Origin of the sequence: Sphingomonas sp. JUb134 (genome assembly GCF_004341505.2) — a bacterium.
In the GTDB taxonomy this organism is placed as follows: domain Bacteria; phylum Pseudomonadota; class Alphaproteobacteria; order Sphingomonadales; family Sphingomonadaceae; genus Sphingomonas.
Window position 1 is genome coordinate 21,884 of sequence record NZ_SLYP02000002.1, and the last position, 19,009, is coordinate 40,892.

The following is a 19,009-nucleotide window of genomic DNA, read 5'->3' on the forward strand; positions in this document are numbered from 1 at the left end:
CACTTAACGGCAAGCCTCATATCGCACGGACGTGGGACGTGCTGCCTCGCTCGCGTTCAACGGGATCGGGTCATACCATCGCGGGCCGCGGTAACGACCCAGCGGCCGGTGCGGCCCGCGGTGCGAACCGTCCAACAACGCCCGGTCTCTGCGAGGAACCGGGCGTGGATCCCTGCCGCATGCTGGACGAAATCGTAGAAATCAATCCTGTGGTGCGCGAGCACGATGATGCCGCCTGGGCGCAGGCGAGCGGCCATCTCACGCGCAACCCGGGCCATCTCTCGCGCTGAGAGGTAATACAGGATCTCGGCGATCACGATCACGTCATAGACGAGACGTGGCGGTCGACCGGGGAGCACGAGCAGCGATGCGCACGCACGAGGCCAGGCGGCAACGGCGCGTGCCGTCAGGTCGACCCCCTCCCTCGTGCCCTCGGTCGCATCGAGGCGCAACGCCATCCTCGCGATCGCGGCACTGTTGGATCCGTTGCCGCTGGCCAGCTCCAGCACCCGTCCGACCGGTCGGTGACCTATCGCGTGCAGGATCGCGGCACGCTTCACCGCCTCGTCACGGGCGGTGAAGGTGCGCCAGGGATCGTCGTCGCCGGCGAACTTGGCGGCGAACCCGGCAAGATCGATCGGGCTCGTCACTTCGAACCCGGCCGGTAGCGCTCGACCGGACGAGCAAAGGCCGCAAGCTCGTGTCTCGCGATCGTGAAGCCTGCTGGATCATCGGAAACGGCGCCGAGCTGCGTCCGGTAGACGCGGATCAGCGACCGCTTAACCGGAACTCCTCCGGGCACAGCGATGCGCCATGCCGGTCCGGACCTGTCCGGGCGAGGCGGCCACACGCGGTAGGTCAGCCGACCGGCGCCACCCGGGCATCGGGCGACGGCCGCTGCTACGGCGCGGTGATCGGGATGGTCGTCATCGCAGGCCGGTCCGACGATGAGATCGAGATCCCGGCATCGTGCGACCTGGCGGCGCAGCGCGCGATAACAGCGTCCCGGGATCGAGGGCAACTGGCCATCGGGCAAATTGAGGAACGAGACGTCGCCAGCAACGATGCCGAGACGACGTAGCGCATGAAGGCTCTCACGCTGGCGCGCCGCGACCAGTCGCGCTCTCGGCCATTGTCGGCTGCCCCGGTGAGACGCGGCACCATCGGTCACGACCGCAACCCGGACCCGAGCTCCATGGCGGCGAAGCCGCGCAATGAGGCCTGCCGCGCCGATGACCTCGTCATCCGGGTGCGGGGCGATCACCAGCGCGACACGTACGTTTCGCAGCGGGATCCTCACAGAATGGGGTCGAGGATGTGCTCGGCGACAGCCTGGCCGACGCGAAAGCGATGCGCGTCGGGCGCAGGCTGGCGCAGGTACACCATGAGATCGGCGATCTTTGCCGCCAGCGGATGCGATAGGAACAATCCCTGCAGCCCCACCGCCTCCTGCGCGATCGTCAGGGCGCGCTCGGCAGAGCCGGCGATCGATAGCCGCGCAGCGGACACCCGGGCGAGGCGTTCCGCATCCGTCCCGCTGAACCAGGCGCCCGCCGTGTCGCGGATGCTCGCCGCTGCACCCTGGGCAAGCAGGAACAGGTCGGCGAGGCGCGATGCCTGGAACGGATCGGAAGCGCGCTCGTGGGTGGTCAGGTGGTCACGCACTGCATCGAGCAGGCCGGCGATGCCCCCGGCATGAACCGCGGCGAAGCGCAGCGCGCCTCCGCTGAAGAACGGCTCCCGCGCATAGCTGCCGGGCTCGCCGATACGGCCGTCTTCACGGATCACAGAGCCGGACCAGCGCACCAGATGTGTCTCCGAGCGCTGCATGCCGATCGTCTGCCACCACTCCCGATCGATGGCAGGCGGATCGGCATCCAGGTCGAGCAGGAGCAGCTGCGGCCCGCGTTCGCTATCCGCAGTTACCAGCGCGTGAGTCAGTATCCCCGCCCCCGATGCATAGCCCTTGCCGCCGGTCAGCCGTCCGCCGGTAAGCACCAGCGACTCACCCGGCAGGCCCGCATTCCACACACCCAGCATCGCTCCCGCAGCGATCCGCGCCCGCAACGCAGCGACCTGGGACGACGTGCCGTATCGAAACACGATTTGCACCGCATCGACATGCCCCTCCAGCAGGCGCCCGATGGGGAGATCCCGGCGTCCCGCAGCGTAAAGAGGGCGGAGCAGGTCCAGATATGCCTCGGGCGTCGTCGGATCGCCGGCGGGGTCGGTCACCCACCCTGCCGCGACGATCGCATGGCGCAGAGCTTTGGTCGTCGTCATACCGCCTGCTCGCAAAGCTGGTGCTCGAGCGTTGCCAGGGCATGCTCGGCCTCGGCGAGGGTGACGTCGGGTATATCGGGCAGCGCCGGCACGACACGCATGGCGAACGCCTCTGCGTTGGGGCAGTCGCGCGCGACGCCGATCACATGGTCACCGGTCAATCCGATACGGTCGCCGAAGCGAGCTGCGACAAAGGAATCGGGGAGCCCGGCCCAAATGCGGCGCGCCTCCGCCTGCTGTCGGTATTGCCATGCCGCCCCTCGGGGATGCGGCATTGAGGGTGCCCCGTGATGGTCGATGGCACTGAGCGCAGCCGCCATGCCGCCCGGCGCCCGGCCGAGCCGCCGTGAGGAGGTCGCAACCACCATGCCGGGATCGCGGCGCACGCGAAACCCGGCGCGCCCGGCATCGTCGAGCAGGGCGGCGTCCTCGCCGCATGGCACCGGCTGGAAGCCACCCAGCGCCTGATAGGCTCCGGGTCGGAAGGCCATGTTGGCGCCTCCCGAGCAGTGGGAGCCGGTCGGACTGTCCCACGGAACGGGGTCGACCGATCGTCGGTAGGCGTGAAGCCGATCGAGGTAGCGCTCGACCCTCCCCTGCACCGGATCCCGCTCCGCTGCGATCCGGACGATTCGCCCGGCGACAAGGTCGGCCGAGGCCAGGCCCTGCAGTGCCGCCCTGACCCAATCGGCACGGGGCTGGCTGTCGGCGTCGGTCGTCAGGAGAATACCGTGGGGCGTGCTCGCCGCATGATGCAGGCCGAGGGCGATGGCGGCCCGGCGTGCACGACCGGCATTGGCATCAGGGGACGGGTCTCCCTGAGCCACCGTGAACGGAAGGGCCATGCGACCAGCATGCTCGAGTATTACCTGCTCGCTCGCATCCGAGCAATTATCAAGGAGGAAGAACACGGCAGCCTCGACGTCGCCCAGGTCCAGTCGCTCGATCGCCTCCAGCAACTTCGGTAACGCAGTCTCCTCGTTGCGGACCGGAACACAGATCGCAGCTGACACAGGTCGCAACGGCACCCCCACCATCGGTTTCGCAGGACCGGCGACCCTGCCTTGCAGGACTGTAGGTGATAAACGCCGGTTTCGATAGCTGCTCGCGGTGATGCAAGATGCCAGATCGTCATGCAGGACTATAGGTTTGCCCGGTTTCAACCGAGATATCGGCGTCGGGTAGGTAGCCGTCGAAGTTCGCGCCGCGCACCTACAAGCTGCTGTTCGACATGGCAGGCTACCCGGATGCGAAGGCGGTGCCATTCTTCCCCGAGATCGATCCCGTGTTCCGCGTCACCGACCCTGCCGCGCACTACCATGTGCCGGTCGTGGTCAGCCCCTTCGGCTACTCCACCTACAGGGGCAATTGATCACCGATCACGCCTCGATCCCTGCCTGGTGCATCGGCTTATAGAGCTCGTGCTCAAGCGACCGCAGGTAGCGGTCGAGGCGCTCTACCAGTGTTGCGACGTCCGCAGCATAGGCTGGGACGTTCGAAGCTATCGCGTTGCTGCTCCAACGCCGTATGTGGTCGGAGTAGCGTAGCCGAAGCTCGCGATCCTCTTCCATGATCCGCTCGTAAGTCGGCATCTGGTCGGCGAAATAGCCTCGAGCCTCCTTGTTCCAGCCCTGCTGTGTAGGCAGATGCTCCCGTACCGCATTGGCCAGGTTCATTCGTAGCCGGCCGAGGTCGGTAAGCGGAGGTCCAGCCCTGACGCAGTCACGAAGTGCGTAGGCAGCGGCGCGGATCGCCTCGTGGGAGCGCCTGCTATCATCGGGCCTCATCATCTCGTTCTACTCGCCATCATCTTACTAGCCGTCATTGCTGGCGCGCCGCGCGCCGATCATGGCCGTCTGAGCTGCCCCCTTCTGAGTGGTCCATCGACTATTACAGTCTGGACCAAGGAAGGGACGACGAATGCCTTCGAAGAAGCACAAGCCCGAGGAGATTATCGGGAAGCTGCGTGAGGTTGAGATCATGCTGGGCCAGGGCGGGACGACGGCTGAGGCGTGCCGGCGGATCGCGGTCAGCGAGCAGACCTATTACCGCTGGCGCAAGGAATATGGTGGCCTGAAGACGGATCAGGCTCGGCGGATGAAGGATCTGGAGAAGGAGAACGCCCGGCTTCGGCGTGCGATTTCGGATCTGACGCTCGACAAGCTGATCTTGCAGGAGGCGGCAAAGGGAAACTTCTGAGCCCCGCACGGCGCCGGCGCTGCATCGATCATGTCCGGGACGTGCTGGATGTATCCGAGCGGCGGGTGTGCCGCGTGCTCGGCCAGCACCGGTCGACGCAGCGCAAGGTGCCGTGCGGGGCAGATGACGAAGAGGCGCTGACCGAGGACATCATCGCTTTGGCCAGGCAGTACGGCCGTTACGGCTATCGCCGGGTGACGGCACTGCTGCATGCGGCCGGCTGGTCGGTGAACCACATGGCGTAATCAGGAGCGGTGCTCGTTGGGATAGCCTGTCGTCCCCTGAAGAGGAGGACGGAAGATGACCTGCTATGTTGGCCTAGATGTGTCGATGAAGGAGACCGCGATCTGCGTCGTGGACGAAACGGGCGATCGCATATGGGACGGTAAGTCGCGAACGGACCCGGACGCTATTGCGGCCGTGCTGGCGCGGAGGGCCGCAGGAGCCGTGAGGATCGGTATCGAGACGGGCCCGATGACCGTGTGGTTGTGGCACGCATTGACCGAGCGAGAGCTGCCGGTGGTGTGTCTTCATGCCAGGCATGCTGCGGCAGCGCTGAAGCTGCAGATGAACAAGACGGACCGCAACGACGCGTTTGGGTTGGCACGGCTGGTCCGCTCGGGCTGGTACCGGCCGGTCGCTGTTCGCTCGATGGATACGCACCGGTTGCGTGCGCTCCTGATCACGCGAGACCAGCTGGTCGGCATGAGCACCGCGCTCATCAACAAGATACGCGGCCTGGCGAAGACTTTCGGCATTCTGGTCGGACCCGGAAAGGGTGGCACCTTCGAACGTCAGGTCCGGGCAACGCTGCCGGACGATCCGGTGGTCGCCGCACTGTTCGAGAGCCTACTGGCGATGCTGAGCACATTGCGGGAGCAACAGCTTGCCATTGCCAAGCAGCTCGGCCGGGTTGCCCGGCAAAGCGGCGCCTGCCGCTTGATGATGACGATGCCCGGCGTCGGACCGCTGACGGCCGTCAGCTTCATGACCACCATCGAGGATCCTCACCGGTTCCGACGCTCGCAGGATGTCGGCGCCTATCTCGGTCTCACTCCGCGTCGCTACCAGTCGGGCGAGGTCGACATCAACGGCCGCATCTCCAAGTGCGGAGATCGTCTCACCCGCAAGCTGCTGTTCGAAGCGGCCAATGTCATGCTGTCGCGGACCTCGCAGGCGTCGGCGCTGAAGGACTGGGCTGCCGCCATCGGCCGGAGATCGGGCTTCTGGAAGGCGCGCGTTGCGCTGGCCCGCAAGCTGGCGGTGATCCTGCACCGGATGTGGATCGACGGGCGAGGCTTTGACCCAAAGGTGACTGCCATGGCCTGATATCTGCTTTCCGAGCTGCCGCCCCGCCAGGGTGCGGCCACGGCCATCTCGTGACCCGCTTCGTGACCATCTGGAACACGGGAACCACATCGAGAGGCCGGCGATCTGGCGCCATGCTGAGGCTGGACCCGTCCTGACCTCGAAGACGACAACGATGCGCAAAAGAAGATCGACTACGAGCACCTTGGCAAACGGCTTGACCGATTAGACGATAAACGGGTGGAACGGATCTGGCGACGCGAGGGGCTGAAGGTGCCGCAGCGCCAGCCGAAACGCGGCCGGTTATGGCTGAACGATGGCTCGTGCATCCGGTTGCGGCCGGAGTATCCGGGGCATGTCTGGGCTTACGACTTCGTCGAGGAACGCACCCATGACGGACGCAAGTTCCGCATCCTTACCATTATCGACGAGGCGAGCAGGGAGTGCCTGGCACTCGTCGTCGCGCGCCAGCTCAAACACGAAGACGTACTGGCAGCGCTGGCCGAGTTGTTCATCGAGCGTGGTCCGCCCGCGCATATCAGGTCGGACAACGTCCTATGTCTGGAAGCAGCGGCGGGTTTTGGCCAGCAGATATCCATGCGCCGACAACCATCGGCGCGGCATGCAATCTGAGCCAGATGGCTTCCACCGTCAACGGGATCGCTCCCTGCCATAGCAAACACAGGATCCAGCGGCGCCGGGGCGGCCGTGGTCCTCACCATCCTTAAAACGAGATACGCACCCAGGTGGAAGGCCCGAACATTATCTACAGGGTCGCTCGACGAGCGCCCTCACGGCACTTGCAGAGAGGGGTCCTTCCACCTGGCATCCGACCGTTCGAGGAACGGCCGGTACTCTGTCCCCGTCTTGACGACGGCGTGAGCCACGCGCGCCATCTTGGCGGTGAGCGCCGTCATCGCCTTGCGGCGACGGTCGGCATCGTCCGCGTGCCCGGCGGTGTACCGTCCGAGCTTGTCACGGAAACTGTTGTCGCGCTGACGCGCGGCGACCTGGGCAGCCATCCAGAAGGTGCGGCGCAGACGCGCGTTGCCGTACTTGGACAGCTTGGTGCGGCCACGAAACGTGCCTGACTGGCACGTTGCGAGATCGAGGCCGCAGAACTTCAGGAACTGTCGATGATGGTTGAAGCGACGCAAATCACCGGCCTCGGCCAGAATGGTCAGCGCGTTAATCGGACCAATGCCCGGAATGTTGCGCAGCAGCTTATAATCAACATGCTCGGCCAGCCTGTCATGGGCAAGCCGCTCTATCTCGTCACGCTGGTGGATGAGGCTGCGTCCCTGCGCGATGACCATGCGGAACATGGTAATTGCTGCCGAATCCTCCGGGACCGGCAGAGCCACCGAAGCGCAGGCCGTTTCGTATATGTCATTGACAAGACGGGCCTTGGAAACCTTGCGGCCGATGAGAGGCCAGGCAGCTGCCGAGAATGCCCCAGCGTCGAGCGCGGTGATGCTGGCAGGAGTGGGGAACCGCTCGATGAGCGCGAGAAACCAGTCGGACCGGCTGTTGCCTGCGAAGCGGGCGATCTCGGGGAAGTACAGCGGCAGGTAGTGGGTCAGGATGCGGTGCCAGGTCTGCGTCTTCATCCTAGAGATCGTTTCGTGGGTCTTCGAGAGTTCCTGCAGGTCATTGATGCCCGCGGCGAGAGGATCGACGTAGCGCTGCGTCGCACCGATCCGCAGCATGTGCAGGATGACCTGCGCGTCCTTGGGGTCGTTCTTGTCCCAGCCATTGTGCAGCGCCTCGCGCGTTCTGGCGAGCGCGACCGACGAGATGAGGCGCAGCTCGAACCCTGCCGTCAGCAGCCGATGTGCCAGCGTGCGATGGTAATTACCCGTCGCCTCGAACCCGACAATGATAGGGCGCCCGATGGCAGCGAGTTTTTCGGCAAAGCCGTCATAGTCCTGCCTGGTTGCCATGACGGTCATCCGCCGGCGCCGGCCGCCTTCCGGTCGCTCGATGAGAACCTCCTGCCGGCTCTTGGACATATCGATAGCTACCAGCACGGCGCCGGCAGGCGTAGAGGTGAGCTTGGTCATGGTCGGTCAGCCTCCAAAGTGTTGTCTCGACAACCTCACTTTAGATACCTGCTGACCGGTCATGGCTTGCCCTGATGAAGCCTGCGGCCGCTACGCGGCCTTGTCTTCATCAGGGCCATAGCGGCTCCCAAACCAGCGCTTCCCAATGTGCTATGGCAGCGAGTTCATCGCCGCCGCCGTCCAGACCTGGCTCAGGCAGATCGGCGTGAAGACGCTCTACATCGCCCCGGGCTCGCCATGGGAGAACGGCTACAACGAGAGCTTCAACGGCTCGCTGCGGGATGAGCTGCTGAACGGCGAGATCTTCTACACCCTCGCTGAAGCCAGGGTGCTGATCGAGGCGTGGCGGCGTCACTACAACACTGTCCGACCGCACAGCAGCCTCGGCTATCGACCACCCGCCCCGGAAGCGGCGACACCGCCATTGCCGGCCTCCGGTTCCGCTTCGCTCCACCTCCGACCGGCAATGGCGGCGGAGACGACAATGCACTAACTATCAACCCGGACCACCCGGTGGGGGCTGCTCATAATCACCACTCCTCGGCGGTCACCCCCTTTCCCTCAAACGATGGTGAAATGGGAAAGCCTGCGGCTTCTCAGAAACCGTCGTTCACTCAGGTTTCAAGAATCCCGAAGCAGATCGCCAGCGCCTCTCGATCTATCTCGGAAGCCGTATGGTGACACCGAAGGCCCGCTCGGATCGGGACAGAAGGGCATCGCCGCCATGACCAATGGCAACGGCGCGAACTAGGGCAAGGCCCAGCCCATGTCCGTCAGTGGTGCGTGACGCCTCGGCGCGCGCGAAACGCTGAAACAGGCGTTTTGCATCAGCGGGGGCAACGCCCGGGCCGTCATCCTCCAGCGTCACTTCAATCGCATCCTGCGTCGCCGTCGCGGCCAGCGTCGCTTTGGTGCCGGGCGGCGTGTGGCGCAACACGTTCTCCAACAGGTTCGACAATGCCTGCGCGAGCAGGCGTCGGTCGCCCTCGATATGCAGTCCGGGCATGACGTCGATCGTCAGCGTATGGCCGGCGGCCTCGAAGTCGGGACGATAAGTTTCGGCCATGTCCTCCAGCAGCGCCGACAGATCGACCGCTCCCAACGCTCGACGTTCAGCCAACCCTTCGACCTCGGCGATGCGCAGCAGCGCGGCGAATATCTCCAGCAGATCGTCGGCTTGCCGCCGTGCCGCCTCGATCGCGTCTGTGTCCCCGGCCGCCGCGCGATCAAGCTGGTTGCACAGGCGGGTAAGGGGGGTGCGTAGGTCGTGCGCCACGTCGGTCGACACCTGCCGAAGATTATCCATCAGCGCGGCGATGCGGTCGAGCATCCGGTTAAGCGTGGAGGCAAGGCGATCGAACTCGCTGTCCGATCCGTCGCGCGGCACCCGCTGCGTCAGGTCGCCGGCGATGATCGCCTGCGCGGTGGCATCGATGCGCGACAGGCGACGCCGGGTCAGCCATCCGACCAACACCGCCGCGCCGATCCCCAGCGCCAGCATCGCCGCCAGCGCGATCGCGAACAGCGACGCCAGCGTCCGGTCGATCGCTGCGAGGTCGCGCCTGTCGGCGATGACGACCAACATCCCGCCGGACAGCGGCGTCGCGAGCGCCTGACCGACGCCGGTATTGTTGCCGCGTCGGAAGCCGAAATGCTCCTGATAGCCTGGCTCGACCGGCGTCAGCGGACTGATCGTCGCGGCGATCGGCCGCCCGGCGCGGTCGACGAGCAGATAGTCGAGGCTCGCTTCGTTGCGGGCGTCCTCGCGCAAGCGGATTGCATCCGCCACACCCGCCAGGCCGCCTTCGCGCACCTCGGCTATCAGCGCGCGAGTCTCGACCGCGACACGGTGGTCCAGCTGCTCCTCCAGCGCCTCGTGCGTCACCTCATAGGCGACGGCGCCGATCGCCAGCGTCGCGGCGCTGAACGCCAGCGCGACCAGCACGACGATGCCGAAGGTCGAGCGCCACAGCCGTGCGAGCATCTATTCGCCCCGGATCATGTAGCCGGCACCGCGCACCGTCTCGATCGCATCGGCGTCGAAACCGGCGTTGAGCTTGGAGCGCAGGCGGCTCAGATGCGTCTCGACAATGTTGGTCTTCGGATCGAAATCGAAATCCCATACCCGCTCCAGCAGCATGGTGCGGGTCATCACCCGGCGCGGGTTGCGCATCAGCTCGGCGAGCAGCGCGAACTCGCGCGGTTGCAGGGTGACGCGACGGCCGTCGCGCTCGACGGTGCGGCGATGCAGGTCGAGGACGATATCGCCGACCCGGAGCAGATGGGTGTCATCGCCGCGTGGTGCTGGCCGGCGCGCCAGCGCATTAAGGCGGGCGGCCAGCTCGGAGAAGGCGAAGGGCTTGACCAGATAGTCGTCGGCACCGCCCTCCAGCCCCTCGACGCGATCGGCGATCCCGCCGACCGCGGTCAGCATCAGGACCGGGGTCGCATCGCCGGCCGCGCGCATCGCCTTCACCAGCGCCAGCCCGTCGAGGCCGGGCAGCATACGGTCGACCACGATCGCATCGAACCCGCCGCCGGTCGCCTGGAACAGCCCGTCGCGGCCGTCCTCGCTCACCGCGACCTGGTGCCCGGCCTGGCCAAGCCCCTGCGCCACGAAGGCGCGGGTGTCGGCATCATCCTCGACGATCAATATCCGCATCGCCCGACTATCGCGTAGCGGCGTTGGTTCGCCAACCGCCACCCAGCGCGCGGAACAGCGCGACCTCGTTCTGCGACACCGCCAGATCGGACTGGACCTGTTGCAGCGTCGCCGATGCGGTCGCGCGCTGCGCATCGACCTGGAGCAGGCCAGGCGCGTCGCCGAGGCGGACACGGGCACCCGCGCGGCGCGCATAGGCCTGCGCCTCGCGCGCGGCGGTCGCCAGATCGCGGTTTCGGCGCGTCTCAGCGTCGTAGTTCGCCAGCGCCGTCTCGACCTCGCGCAGCGCGCGCAGCACCGCCACGTCCCACCCGGCCAATGCCGCGCGCTCGGTCGCGCGGGCCTGTTCCAGCCTTGCGCGCGCCGGTGCCTGGTTGGGGAAGGCCCAGCTGACGAGCGGCGTCACCGCCGCGCTGATCCCGCCGGACAGCAGCCCCACCGCGCCACCCAGATTGACGCGAGGGTAAAGGTCCGCACGCGCCACGCCGATCCGCGCGGCAGCGGCGGCAAGGCGGCGCTCCGCCTCGCGGACGTCGGGACGGCGCAGCAGCAGCGCGGTTCCGTCACCGACCGGTGCCGCCCCGCGCAGGCGGGGCGCGGCGGTGCAGGCGAAGCGGTAGGCGCGGGCCTCGGCGGGTGGGCGGCCTTGCAGCGTCGCGAGCCGGTACAGCGCATTGGCACGCTGGGCCTCGAACGGGGCGATGGCGGCGCGGGTGGCGGCAGCGATCGTCGCGACCTGCGACACCTCCAGCGGCGACACCTCGCCGGCGCGCAACTGCTCGCGCACCAGCCCGACCGATCGATCCTGCGCCGCGGCGACCTCCCGCGCGGTCGCGAGGGCGCGGGTCGATCCGCACAGATCGACATAGGCCAGCACGGTATCGGCGACGACCGCGACGCGCAGTCCGTCGACGACGGCCGCTTGCGCCTCGGCATCAGCGCCCGCCGCGGTCGCGGCCGAGCGCAGTCGGCCGAACACGTCGAGATCCCAGCTCGCGGTCGCGGCGATATCGTAATCCGTCGTCGGCACGTTGCCCGACGCGCTCGGCTGTCCGGCGGGATTGTCGACGCCGAGCGCACTCTCGATCGTCGTCTGCGGCAGCCGCGCCGCCCGAGCCTGCCGTAATGCGGCGCGTGCGCCGTCAAGATTGGCATAGGCAACGCGCAGGTCGGCGTTGGCTGCCAGTGCCGATCGGACCAGTCCGTCTAGAACAGGATCGTCGTAGAGCCGCCACCAGTCGTCGGGCACCGGCGCGATCGATGCCACGGGAAGCCGGGTGAAGTCGCCGGTCGCGCTGGGCGGCGCGATCGTCGGCGGGGGTGTCGGCACACCCATGCAGGCGGAGGCGAGCAGGGCGACGGCGGGGGCCAGGCGACGGATCATGCCAGCACCTCCTTGGGTGCGGCGGCAGGCGGCACGGCGCGCTCCTCGCCGTAGCGGGCATAGAGCGCGGGCAGCAGCAGCAGGTTGAGCGCGGTCGAGGAGATGAGGCCGCCCAGGATCACGATCGCCATCGGATGCTCGATCTCGTGCCCCGGCGCGTTGCCCGCGACGATCAGCGGCACCAGCGCGAGGCCGGCGCAGGCGGCGGTCATGAGGATCGGCACCAGACGCTCTTCCGCGCCGCGCAGCACCAGTTCGCGGCCGAAGGTCATCCCCTCGTGGCGTTCGAGATGCTGATAGTGCGATAGCAGCATGATGCCGTTGCGCGCGGCGATGCCGATGACGGTGACGAACCCGACCAGCGACCCCAGCGATAGCACCCCGCCGGTCAGCGCGACCGCGACCACGCCCCCGACCAGCGCGAAGGGCAGGCTGACGGCGACCAGCGCGGTGATGCGGCGCGAGCGGAACTCCATCCAGACCAGCAGCAGGATGCCGACAAGGCATAGCGCGCCGATGCTCCAGAGCCGGCCGCGCGATTCCTTCAGCGCGGCATATTCGCCCAGCACCTGCGGGTGATAGCCGGTCGCGAACGGCACCTTCGCAACCGCGGCGTCAACCGCCTGCGCCACGGTGCCGAGGTCCGCGCCAGCGACGTTCATCGTCACGTCGAGGCGGCGCTGGCCGTTCTCGCGCTTCACCTCATTGGGCGCGGGCGCGATCTCGATATCGGCGATATCACCGAGCCGCACCGGCGCGCCGGTGACGGGTGCCTGGATCATCAGGTCGCGGAGCGCATGGACGCTGTTCCGCACCTTGGGCTCGCCCCACACCGCCACGTCGAACGCGCGCTGGTCGCGGTAGATTTCGCCGACCTTGGCCTGCGCGACCAGCACCTGCGCCTGCCGGCGAACCTCACCGGCAGTCAGGCCGAGCCGCGCCAGTTCGGCAGGCCGCGGGCGGATGCGGATTTGCGGGACCAGCACCTGGCTCTCCAGCTTCAGGTCGGACACGCCCTGGATACCGCCGATCGCGTCGCGGACACGCACTCCCGCGGCGCGAAGTTCGGCCTGGTCGGGGCCATAGATGCGCACGACGATCGTCGCGCCGGCACCCGTCAGCACCTCCTTGATCCGCTCGCGCAGGTAGGTCAGCACGTCGCGGTAGAGGCCGGGATAGCCCTCGACCACCTCCTTGATCCGCTTCACCGACACATCGTAATCGGCATCCTCGTCGAGGCTGATCCACAATTCGGTGAAGTTGGGACCGACCACCTCGTCGGCCTGCTCGGCGCGACCGATATGCGCGCCGAAGTTACGAACACCGGGGATGCTGCGCAGTTCCTTCGACGCGCGGATCGTGATCCGGTCCATCGCCTCGATCGACGTGCCCGGCTTCTCAACGAAGTGCATCAGGAAGTCGGTTTCGCGGAAGTCGGGAAGGAACTGATCCTTGAAGGTCGCATAGCCGACACCCGCCAGCATCAGCCCGCCCGCGACGATCCCTACCGCCAGCACCGGCCGCCCGACGACGCGCGGCAGGAAGCCGACATAGCGACGCTTCAGCCCGGCGACGATGCGGGTGTCGCGCTCCTCGGTCAGCGGCGCGTTCGGCAGGAGCAGCAGGCACATCGCCGGCGTGACGGTCAGCGCGACCAGCAGCGACATGCCGATCGCCAGCACATAGGCGATGGCGAGCGGCTGGAAGAAGGTGCCGGCCACCCCGCCGAGGAAGAAGATCGGCACGAACACAAGCATCACGATCAGCGAGGCGAACACCACCGCCGAGCGCACTTCCAGCGACGCGGCCAGCACCACCGCGAAGGCCGGCTTCGGATCGGCGGACTCGCGGTTCAGCCGCAGGCGGCGCGCGATATTCTCCACGTCGATGATCGCGTCGTCGACCACCTCGCCCAGCGCGATGACGAGGCCGGCGATGATCATCACGTTGATCGTCGCGCCCGACCACAGCAGCATCAGCCCGGCGCCGAGCAGCGACAGCGGGATCGCGACGAGGCTGATCGTCGCCTGCCGCCAGTCGCGGGTGAACAGGAACAGCACCGCCGCGACCAGTGCGCAGCCGATCATCAGCGCGCGTGTCAGGTTGTCAATCGAGCGTTCGATGAAGGTCGCGGGCCGGAAGATGGTCGTGTCGACCTTCACGTCCTTCAAGCCCGGCTTCAGCTCGGCGAACGCGGCCTCGACCGCGCGGGTCAGCTCCAGCGTGTTGGCGGTCGGCTGTTTCTCGACGATCAGCATGATGCCGGGACCGTCGTCGATGATGGCGTTGCCGATCGGTGCATTGAAGCCGTCGACCACGCGCGCGACGTCGCCGATCCGAACCGGTGCCTCGCCCGCCTGCTTGACGATCGCCCGGGCGAGGTCGGCGGCGGTCTGGACGGTGCCGGTCTGCTGGACCGCGAGCCGCTGGTTGGGTGTGTCGACGAAGCCGCCGCCCCCGACCAAAACCGCGTCGCCGGCCGCGGCGCGGACCTCCGCCAGCGTCACGCCGGACGCACGCAGACGATCGGGATCGACCAGCACCTGCAATTGCCGGTCGCGCTGCCCCCAGACCGCGACGTTGGCGACGCCGGGGACCGCCATCAGCCGTGGCCGGATCGTCCAGCGGACCAGCTCGGACAATTGCATCTGATCGAGTTTCGTCGACGACAGTCCGACCTTCATCGCGCGACTGGTCGAGGACAGTGGCGGCATGAGGACGGGCTGTCGTGCCGCAAGCGGCAGGCGTGGCTGCACCTGGGCGATGCGCTCGCCGACCATCTGGCGCGCGCGGATCACGTCGGAGCCGCGCTCGAACAGGATCTGCACCGACGACAGGCCCAGCACCGATTTGGAGCGAAGCGTCATCAGGCCGGGGACACCGTTGACCGCGGTCTCGATCGGCACCGTCACCAGGCTCTCGACCTCCTCGGTCGACAGGCCCGGTGCCTCGGTCTGGATTTCCACCATCGGCGGTGCGAACTCGGGGAACACGTCGAGCGGCACGTCGCGCCCGGCACGGACCCCGAGCACCACCAGCAGCGCGGCGAGCGCGAGAACGAGGACGCGCTGCGCCAGCGCGAAATGGACGAGCCGGCCGAGCATCAGTGCGCCGCCCCGAACTCGGTGCCGAACAACTCCGCCGTACCATCGGTCACGACCTGCGCGCCGGCGGACAGTCCGCGCGCCAACAGCGCCCGTCCGCCGCTCTCCGATACCACCTCGACACGCTGCCGGACGAAGGTGTCGGGCGCGGTCTTCTGATAGACCCACTCGCCGCCATGAATGTCGCGCAGGATTGCGGCAGACGGCACCGACAGGCCCTCGGTCTGCCCGGCGAGCGGCAGGTCGACCGACACGCGCTGGCCGACCTGGAAAGCCCGGTCGCGATTGTCGACCGCGTAATAGAGGTCGACGGTGCCGGCGACGGTGTTGGCCGAAGGCGGTGCCTGCACCGGGCGCGCCGAGCGGGGCGCACCGCCATCGCCAAGAGGGCGGACCGTAGCGGAGGCTTCGCGTCGCACCTCGCCCATGTCGCTGCCGAACACCGATGCGCGCACCCACAGCACGGGTTGCGCGCCAAGCGAGGCGACCGCCGGCCCGAGCAGCCGGCGCTGCTGCCGCGCCGCGTCCAATGCGGCCTGCGCCGCGGTCAGAGCCGCCGCGGCCTCGTCACGCGCACGCACGCTGCCCGCTTCCTCACGCACCAGGCTCGCGGCGCGATCGAGAGCGATCCGCGCAAGCCGCGCCTGCGCCGTGGCACGCGCCAGTTCGGCATCTGCCGCGGCCTGCTGGCTGCCGATCTGCTGGAGGTTGGTTGTCGAATTGACCGGCACGCCGTTGGCGCTGATCGGCGGCACGACAATCTCGCCTGCCACTTCGCGCGTCGCCGTGGCCGATCCGCCATCCACCCGCGCAAGCGCGATGCCCAACCGCTGCTGCGCCTGCGGGGTCAGGGTCAGCTTCAACAGCTCGCTCTCATGCGCGATCGTCTCGGCATGGGCAGGCGGTGCGGGCGGCTTGGCAGCCTTCTCGTCGCAACCGGCAAGCAGGATCGGGATCAGAAGGAAGGTCTGGCGCATCGTGACGGCTTAGTCACGAAAGCATGGGCGCTGCTGGAGCCGACTATACAAAGTCCCAATGTAGCTGGTCATTCACGAGTTTCGATTTGAATTTGATGCTTCGACCTGATGATCGTCGGCCCCGGGGGTGCGCGTATGGAGAGAGTCGACGTGACGAGAGAGCATCCCGCCCGTAAAGTCGCCGAAATCACCCTCGGCTTTTGGCTGGCCAAGGTCGTCGCCACGACATTGGGTGAGGTTGCGGGTGACGCCATCGCCCAGACGCTGAACCTGGGCTACGTCGCCGGGCTTGCCATCACGCTGGGCCTGCTAGCGGCGTTCCTCGTCGCGCAGGTTCGTGCCGATCGCTATCGTCCTTTTCTGTTCTGGGCGACGATCGTCGGTACGACCACGGCGGGAACCGAAATAGCCGACCTGTCGACCCACACCCTCAACCTTGGCTATAACGTGACGTCGGCCATCCTTTTCGGCGGCATGTTGCTGACCCTCGGTATTTGGTATCTCAGGCGGGGCACCTGTGACGTGAGCGCGGTGGTCGACCGTGAGAGCGAGTTGTTTTTCTGGGGCGCCGTTCTGTTCTCGAACAGCCTCGGCACGGCGTTCGGCGATGGACTCGTCTATGTTTTCGGCCTCACATATACCACGGGATCGCTGGTCTGCATGGCTGTGATCGGCGCGGTTTTGCTTTTGCACTATGTTGCCCGGATCAACGCGGCATTTATATTCTGGGCGGCATTCGTCTTCACCAGGCCGTTCGGCGCCGACTTCGGGAATTTGCTCACGAAGGAAGCCGCCAAGGGCGGTTTTGGCCTCAACACGTTTGCGACTGCCTTGGTCTGCGTCCTGCTGCTTGCTGGCATTGTCGTGTGTTTCGAACGCCGGCAGCACCTTGTTGATGGACGTGGCCGCAGCCCAGCCTGAACAACTAAGCGGAGAGGCCGCCAGCGTACCTCCTAACTGATCCCATTTCTCGATTGGGATCGAATTGCGGGAATCGAAATCGCTTCTCGAAACTCGTCGGCTACGAGAATTGGGACAGTGGCGACGGTGATTGACATCGCACGGTGAGCATGGCTGATTAAGCGTATGGGGATGGCGATGTCCCCACGAGGCGTCAGCCAGAGAATCGCGTCCAGCACGAACACGCAAGGGACGCGTCATGCCTGCTCCAAACGCTATAACACCGGACAAACTTGCCCGCCTTGTCGCATCGCCCCGCGCGCCGCGTATCATCGATCTGCGCGACGGACCGACAGAAGCCATTCCGGGATCACTGTTTCCAGTTCTCCTTGATCCGACCCAATGGGGATATGCCTCCGGGTCATCAGCGGTCCTCATCGACACCGATGGTAGTGGTCTGGCAGTTGCAGCGGCCGCCATTCTTCGCAGCGAGGGTGTAGCGGCCGAAGTCTTGGACGGCGGGTTCGCCGCATGGGCGGCAAGCGGGTTGCCTACCGTTTCCCTGGTCCATCTGCCGCCACGACATGACGATGGCCAAACATGGTGGGTCACACGAGCGCGGCCCAAGGTCGATCGCATCGCCTGTCCCTGGCTGATCCGACGGTTCGTCGATCCGCAGGCCCGCTTCTTGTTCGTCGCGCCCGGTGACGTGCTGACCGTCGCCAAGCAACAACAGGCCGAGCCGTTCGACGTCGCGGACGAAGGCGTATTCTGGAGCCATCGCGGCGAGCGTTGCACCTTCGACATCATGGTCGAGGCCTTCGGCCTCGACGCGCACGAACCGCTGGTCCGCCTCGCGACGATCGTGCGGGGCGCCGATACCGATCGGCTCGACCTTGTGCCCGAGGCTGCTGGACTGCTCGCCATCTCGCTTGGCCTGTCGCGTATCCACAGTGACGATCACGCCCAGCTCGAAGCCGGCATGGCGGTATACGATGCGCTCTATCGCTGGTGCCGTGACGCGCAGGGCGAGAAGCACAACTGGTCCTCGCATCAGCCGGCGCGCGGGAAGGTGTCGTCATGACCGCGGTGACAGCCGACGTCGCGACGCCGACGCGCCCGGAACCGGTCACGCTCGGCCAGGCCTTCTGGGTCTGGCTGCGCATCGCGATGCTCTCGTTCGGCGGTCCTGCCGGACAGATCGCGGTAATGCACCGCATCCTCGTCGACGAAAAACGCTGGATCGGGGAGCAGCGGTTCCTGCACGCCCTCAACTATTGCATGTTGCTGCCAGGGCCAGAGGCGCAACAGCTCGCCACATACATCGGCTGGCTGATGCACCGGACGAAGGGCGGCATCGTCGCCGGCGTGCTGTTCGTTATTCCCGGCGCGGTCGCGATCATGGCGCTGAGCTGGGTCTATGTCCTCTACGGTCGCGTCGGTATCGTCTCGGCGCTGTTCTTCGGCCTCAAGTGCGCGGTATTGGCCGTCGTGCTTCAGGCGGTCGTGCGGATCGGCGGACGGGCGCTCAAGTCGACGCCGGCAAGGGCGCTTGCCGCGCTGGCGTTCGTCCTGATCTTCTTCGCCGGCGCGCCGTTTCCGCTGATCGTGCTGGGTGCCGGCCTCATCGGATGGTGGTCGACCCGGCAAGGCAGCACGGCCTTCAGGGGCGGAGGGCACGGCGCGTCCAAGGGCACGATCGTAGCCGACGCGGATACACTACTCGGCGAAGAGCTGCCCGCCCATGCCCGGCCGACATGGGCTGAGACGGTCCGCACAGCGCTGGTCTGGCTGGCTCTCTGGCTCGTGCCGGTCGCGGCGCTGTTGATCGCGCTCGGTCCCGATGACGTGTTCAGCCGCATCGCGACCTTCTTCTCGACGATGGCGATGGTGACGTTCGGCGGGGCCTATGCCGTCCTCGCCTATGTCGCGCAGCAGGCGGTCGAGAATTATGGCTGGCTGGGGCCGAAGGAGATGCTGGACGGTCTTGGCATTGCGGAGACGACGCCTGGGCCGCTCATCATGGTCCTGCAATTCGTCGGCTTCCTCGGCGCCTATCGCGGGTCCACCGGGCTGTCCCCGCTGTTGGCTGGGACGCTCGGCGGGCTGCTCGCGACCTGGGTAGGGTC

Annotated in this window: 13 protein-coding genes and 6 pseudogenes; 8 read left to right on the top strand and 11 right to left on the bottom strand. The window is 66.8% G+C overall.

The window, feature by feature from the left end; translation table 11 throughout:
- Positions 1-56 precede the first annotated feature (56 nt).
- Genes EDF69_RS16310 through EDF69_RS16325 form a run of 4 tightly spaced genes read right to left on the bottom strand, consistent with a single transcriptional unit; the run spans position 57 to position 3,242 of the window.
- Positions 57-650, bottom strand: a complete 594-nt coding sequence (locus EDF69_RS16310) for a class I SAM-dependent methyltransferase (RefSeq protein ID WP_132884333.1) — start codon at positions 648-650, stop codon at positions 57-59.
- Positions 647-1,300, bottom strand: a complete 654-nt coding sequence (locus EDF69_RS16315; protein WP_010408764.1) for a PIG-L deacetylase family protein — start codon at positions 1,298-1,300, stop codon at positions 647-649. Before EDF69_RS16315 ends, EDF69_RS16310 begins: the two co-directional genes overlap by 4 nt.
- On the bottom strand, positions 1,297-2,283 hold the full coding sequence (locus EDF69_RS16320) for an acyl-CoA dehydrogenase (RefSeq protein ID WP_010408761.1): 987 nt from the start codon (positions 2,281-2,283) through the stop codon (positions 1,297-1,299). The genes EDF69_RS16315 and EDF69_RS16320 overlap by 4 nt, the downstream gene beginning before the upstream one ends.
- Positions 2,280-3,242, bottom strand: coding sequence for a glycosyltransferase (locus tag EDF69_RS16325; protein ID WP_206378455.1), 963 nt, complete (start codon positions 3,240-3,242; stop codon positions 2,280-2,282). Before EDF69_RS16325 ends, EDF69_RS16320 begins: the two co-directional genes overlap by 4 nt.
- Positions 3,243-3,490: 248 nt before the next feature.
- On the opposite strand from EDF69_RS16325, the pseudogene EDF69_RS16330 reads away from it, so the two are divergent.
- Positions 3,491-3,655 (top strand): annotated as a pseudogene (locus EDF69_RS16330) (hydroxyisourate hydrolase); the annotation flags it as partial.
- A 7-nt stretch (positions 3,656-3,662) separates the two neighbouring features.
- Here EDF69_RS16330 and EDF69_RS16335 read toward each other — a convergent pair.
- The gene (locus EDF69_RS16335; protein ID WP_082442131.1) at positions 3,663-3,959 is read right to left on the bottom strand and encodes a hypothetical protein; all 297 of its coding nucleotides are present in this window, start codon (positions 3,957-3,959) and stop codon (positions 3,663-3,665) included.
- 244 nt (positions 3,960-4,203) lie between these two features.
- Here EDF69_RS16335 and EDF69_RS16340 point away from each other — a divergent pair.
- The 3 genes and pseudogenes from EDF69_RS16340 to EDF69_RS16350 form a co-directional block, all read left to right on the top strand.
- Positions 4,204-4,715: pseudogene (locus EDF69_RS16340) on the top strand (transposase); the annotation flags it as partial.
- Between the two features lie 67 nt (positions 4,716-4,782).
- A complete protein-coding gene (locus EDF69_RS16345) occupies positions 4,783-5,811 on the top strand; it encodes an IS110 family transposase (protein ID WP_204991311.1) in 1,029 nt (342 codons plus the stop codon).
- 204 nt (positions 5,812-6,015) lie between these two features.
- Positions 6,016-6,342 (top strand): annotated as a pseudogene (locus tag EDF69_RS16350) (DDE-type integrase/transposase/recombinase); the annotation flags it as partial.
- Positions 6,343-6,556: 214 nt separating this feature from the next.
- Here the strand turns inward: EDF69_RS16350 and EDF69_RS16355 are convergent.
- Positions 6,557-7,853, bottom strand: a pseudogene (locus EDF69_RS16355) (IS110 family transposase).
- A gap of 154 nt (positions 7,854-8,007) precedes the next feature.
- Between EDF69_RS16355 and EDF69_RS16360 the strand changes: the two are divergent.
- Positions 8,008-8,346, top strand: a pseudogene (locus tag EDF69_RS16360) (integrase core domain-containing protein); the annotation flags it as partial.
- A 165-nt stretch (positions 8,347-8,511) separates the two neighbouring features.
- Here EDF69_RS16360 and EDF69_RS16365 read toward each other — a convergent pair.
- The 5 genes from EDF69_RS16365 to EDF69_RS16385 are packed head-to-tail and all read right to left on the bottom strand — an operon-like array spanning position 8,512 to position 15,980.
- The gene (locus EDF69_RS16365) at positions 8,512-9,837 is read right to left on the bottom strand and encodes a sensor histidine kinase (protein ID WP_132884562.1); all 1,326 of its coding nucleotides are present in this window, start codon (positions 9,835-9,837) and stop codon (positions 8,512-8,514) included.
- Positions 9,838-10,515, bottom strand: a complete 678-nt coding sequence (locus EDF69_RS16370) for a response regulator transcription factor (RefSeq protein WP_125989934.1) — start codon at positions 10,513-10,515, stop codon at positions 9,838-9,840.
- A 7-nt stretch (positions 10,516-10,522) separates the two neighbouring features.
- A complete protein-coding gene (locus EDF69_RS16375; protein ID WP_132884563.1) occupies positions 10,523-11,899 on the bottom strand; it encodes an efflux transporter outer membrane subunit in 1,377 nt (458 codons plus the stop codon).
- On the bottom strand, positions 11,896-15,003 hold the full coding sequence (locus tag EDF69_RS16380) for an efflux RND transporter permease subunit (protein WP_125989930.1): 3,108 nt from the start codon (positions 15,001-15,003) through the stop codon (positions 11,896-11,898). The genes EDF69_RS16375 and EDF69_RS16380 overlap by 4 nt, the downstream gene beginning before the upstream one ends.
- The gene (locus tag EDF69_RS16385) at positions 15,003-15,980 is read right to left on the bottom strand and encodes an efflux RND transporter periplasmic adaptor subunit (protein ID WP_093068224.1); all 978 of its coding nucleotides are present in this window, start codon (positions 15,978-15,980) and stop codon (positions 15,003-15,005) included. Before EDF69_RS16385 ends, EDF69_RS16380 begins: the two co-directional genes overlap by 1 nt.
- A gap of 135 nt (positions 15,981-16,115) precedes the next feature.
- Between EDF69_RS16385 and EDF69_RS16390 the strand changes: the two genes are divergently transcribed.
- The 3 genes and pseudogenes from EDF69_RS16390 to EDF69_RS16400 all read left to right on the top strand — a co-directional run.
- Positions 16,116-16,901: a COG4705 family protein gene (locus EDF69_RS16390; RefSeq protein ID WP_093068227.1), complete on the top strand. Its 786-nt coding sequence runs from the start codon at positions 16,116-16,118 to the stop codon at positions 16,899-16,901.
- Between the two features lie 238 nt (positions 16,902-17,139).
- The gene (locus tag EDF69_RS16395) at positions 17,140-17,964 is read left to right on the top strand and encodes a chromate resistance protein ChrB domain-containing protein (protein WP_132884564.1); all 825 of its coding nucleotides are present in this window, start codon (positions 17,140-17,142) and stop codon (positions 17,962-17,964) included.
- Positions 17,961-19,004 (top strand): annotated as a pseudogene (locus EDF69_RS16400) (chromate transporter); the annotation flags it as partial. The gene EDF69_RS16395 and the pseudogene EDF69_RS16400, both read left to right, overlap by 4 nt.
- Between the last annotated feature and the right edge of the window lie 5 nt (positions 19,005-19,009).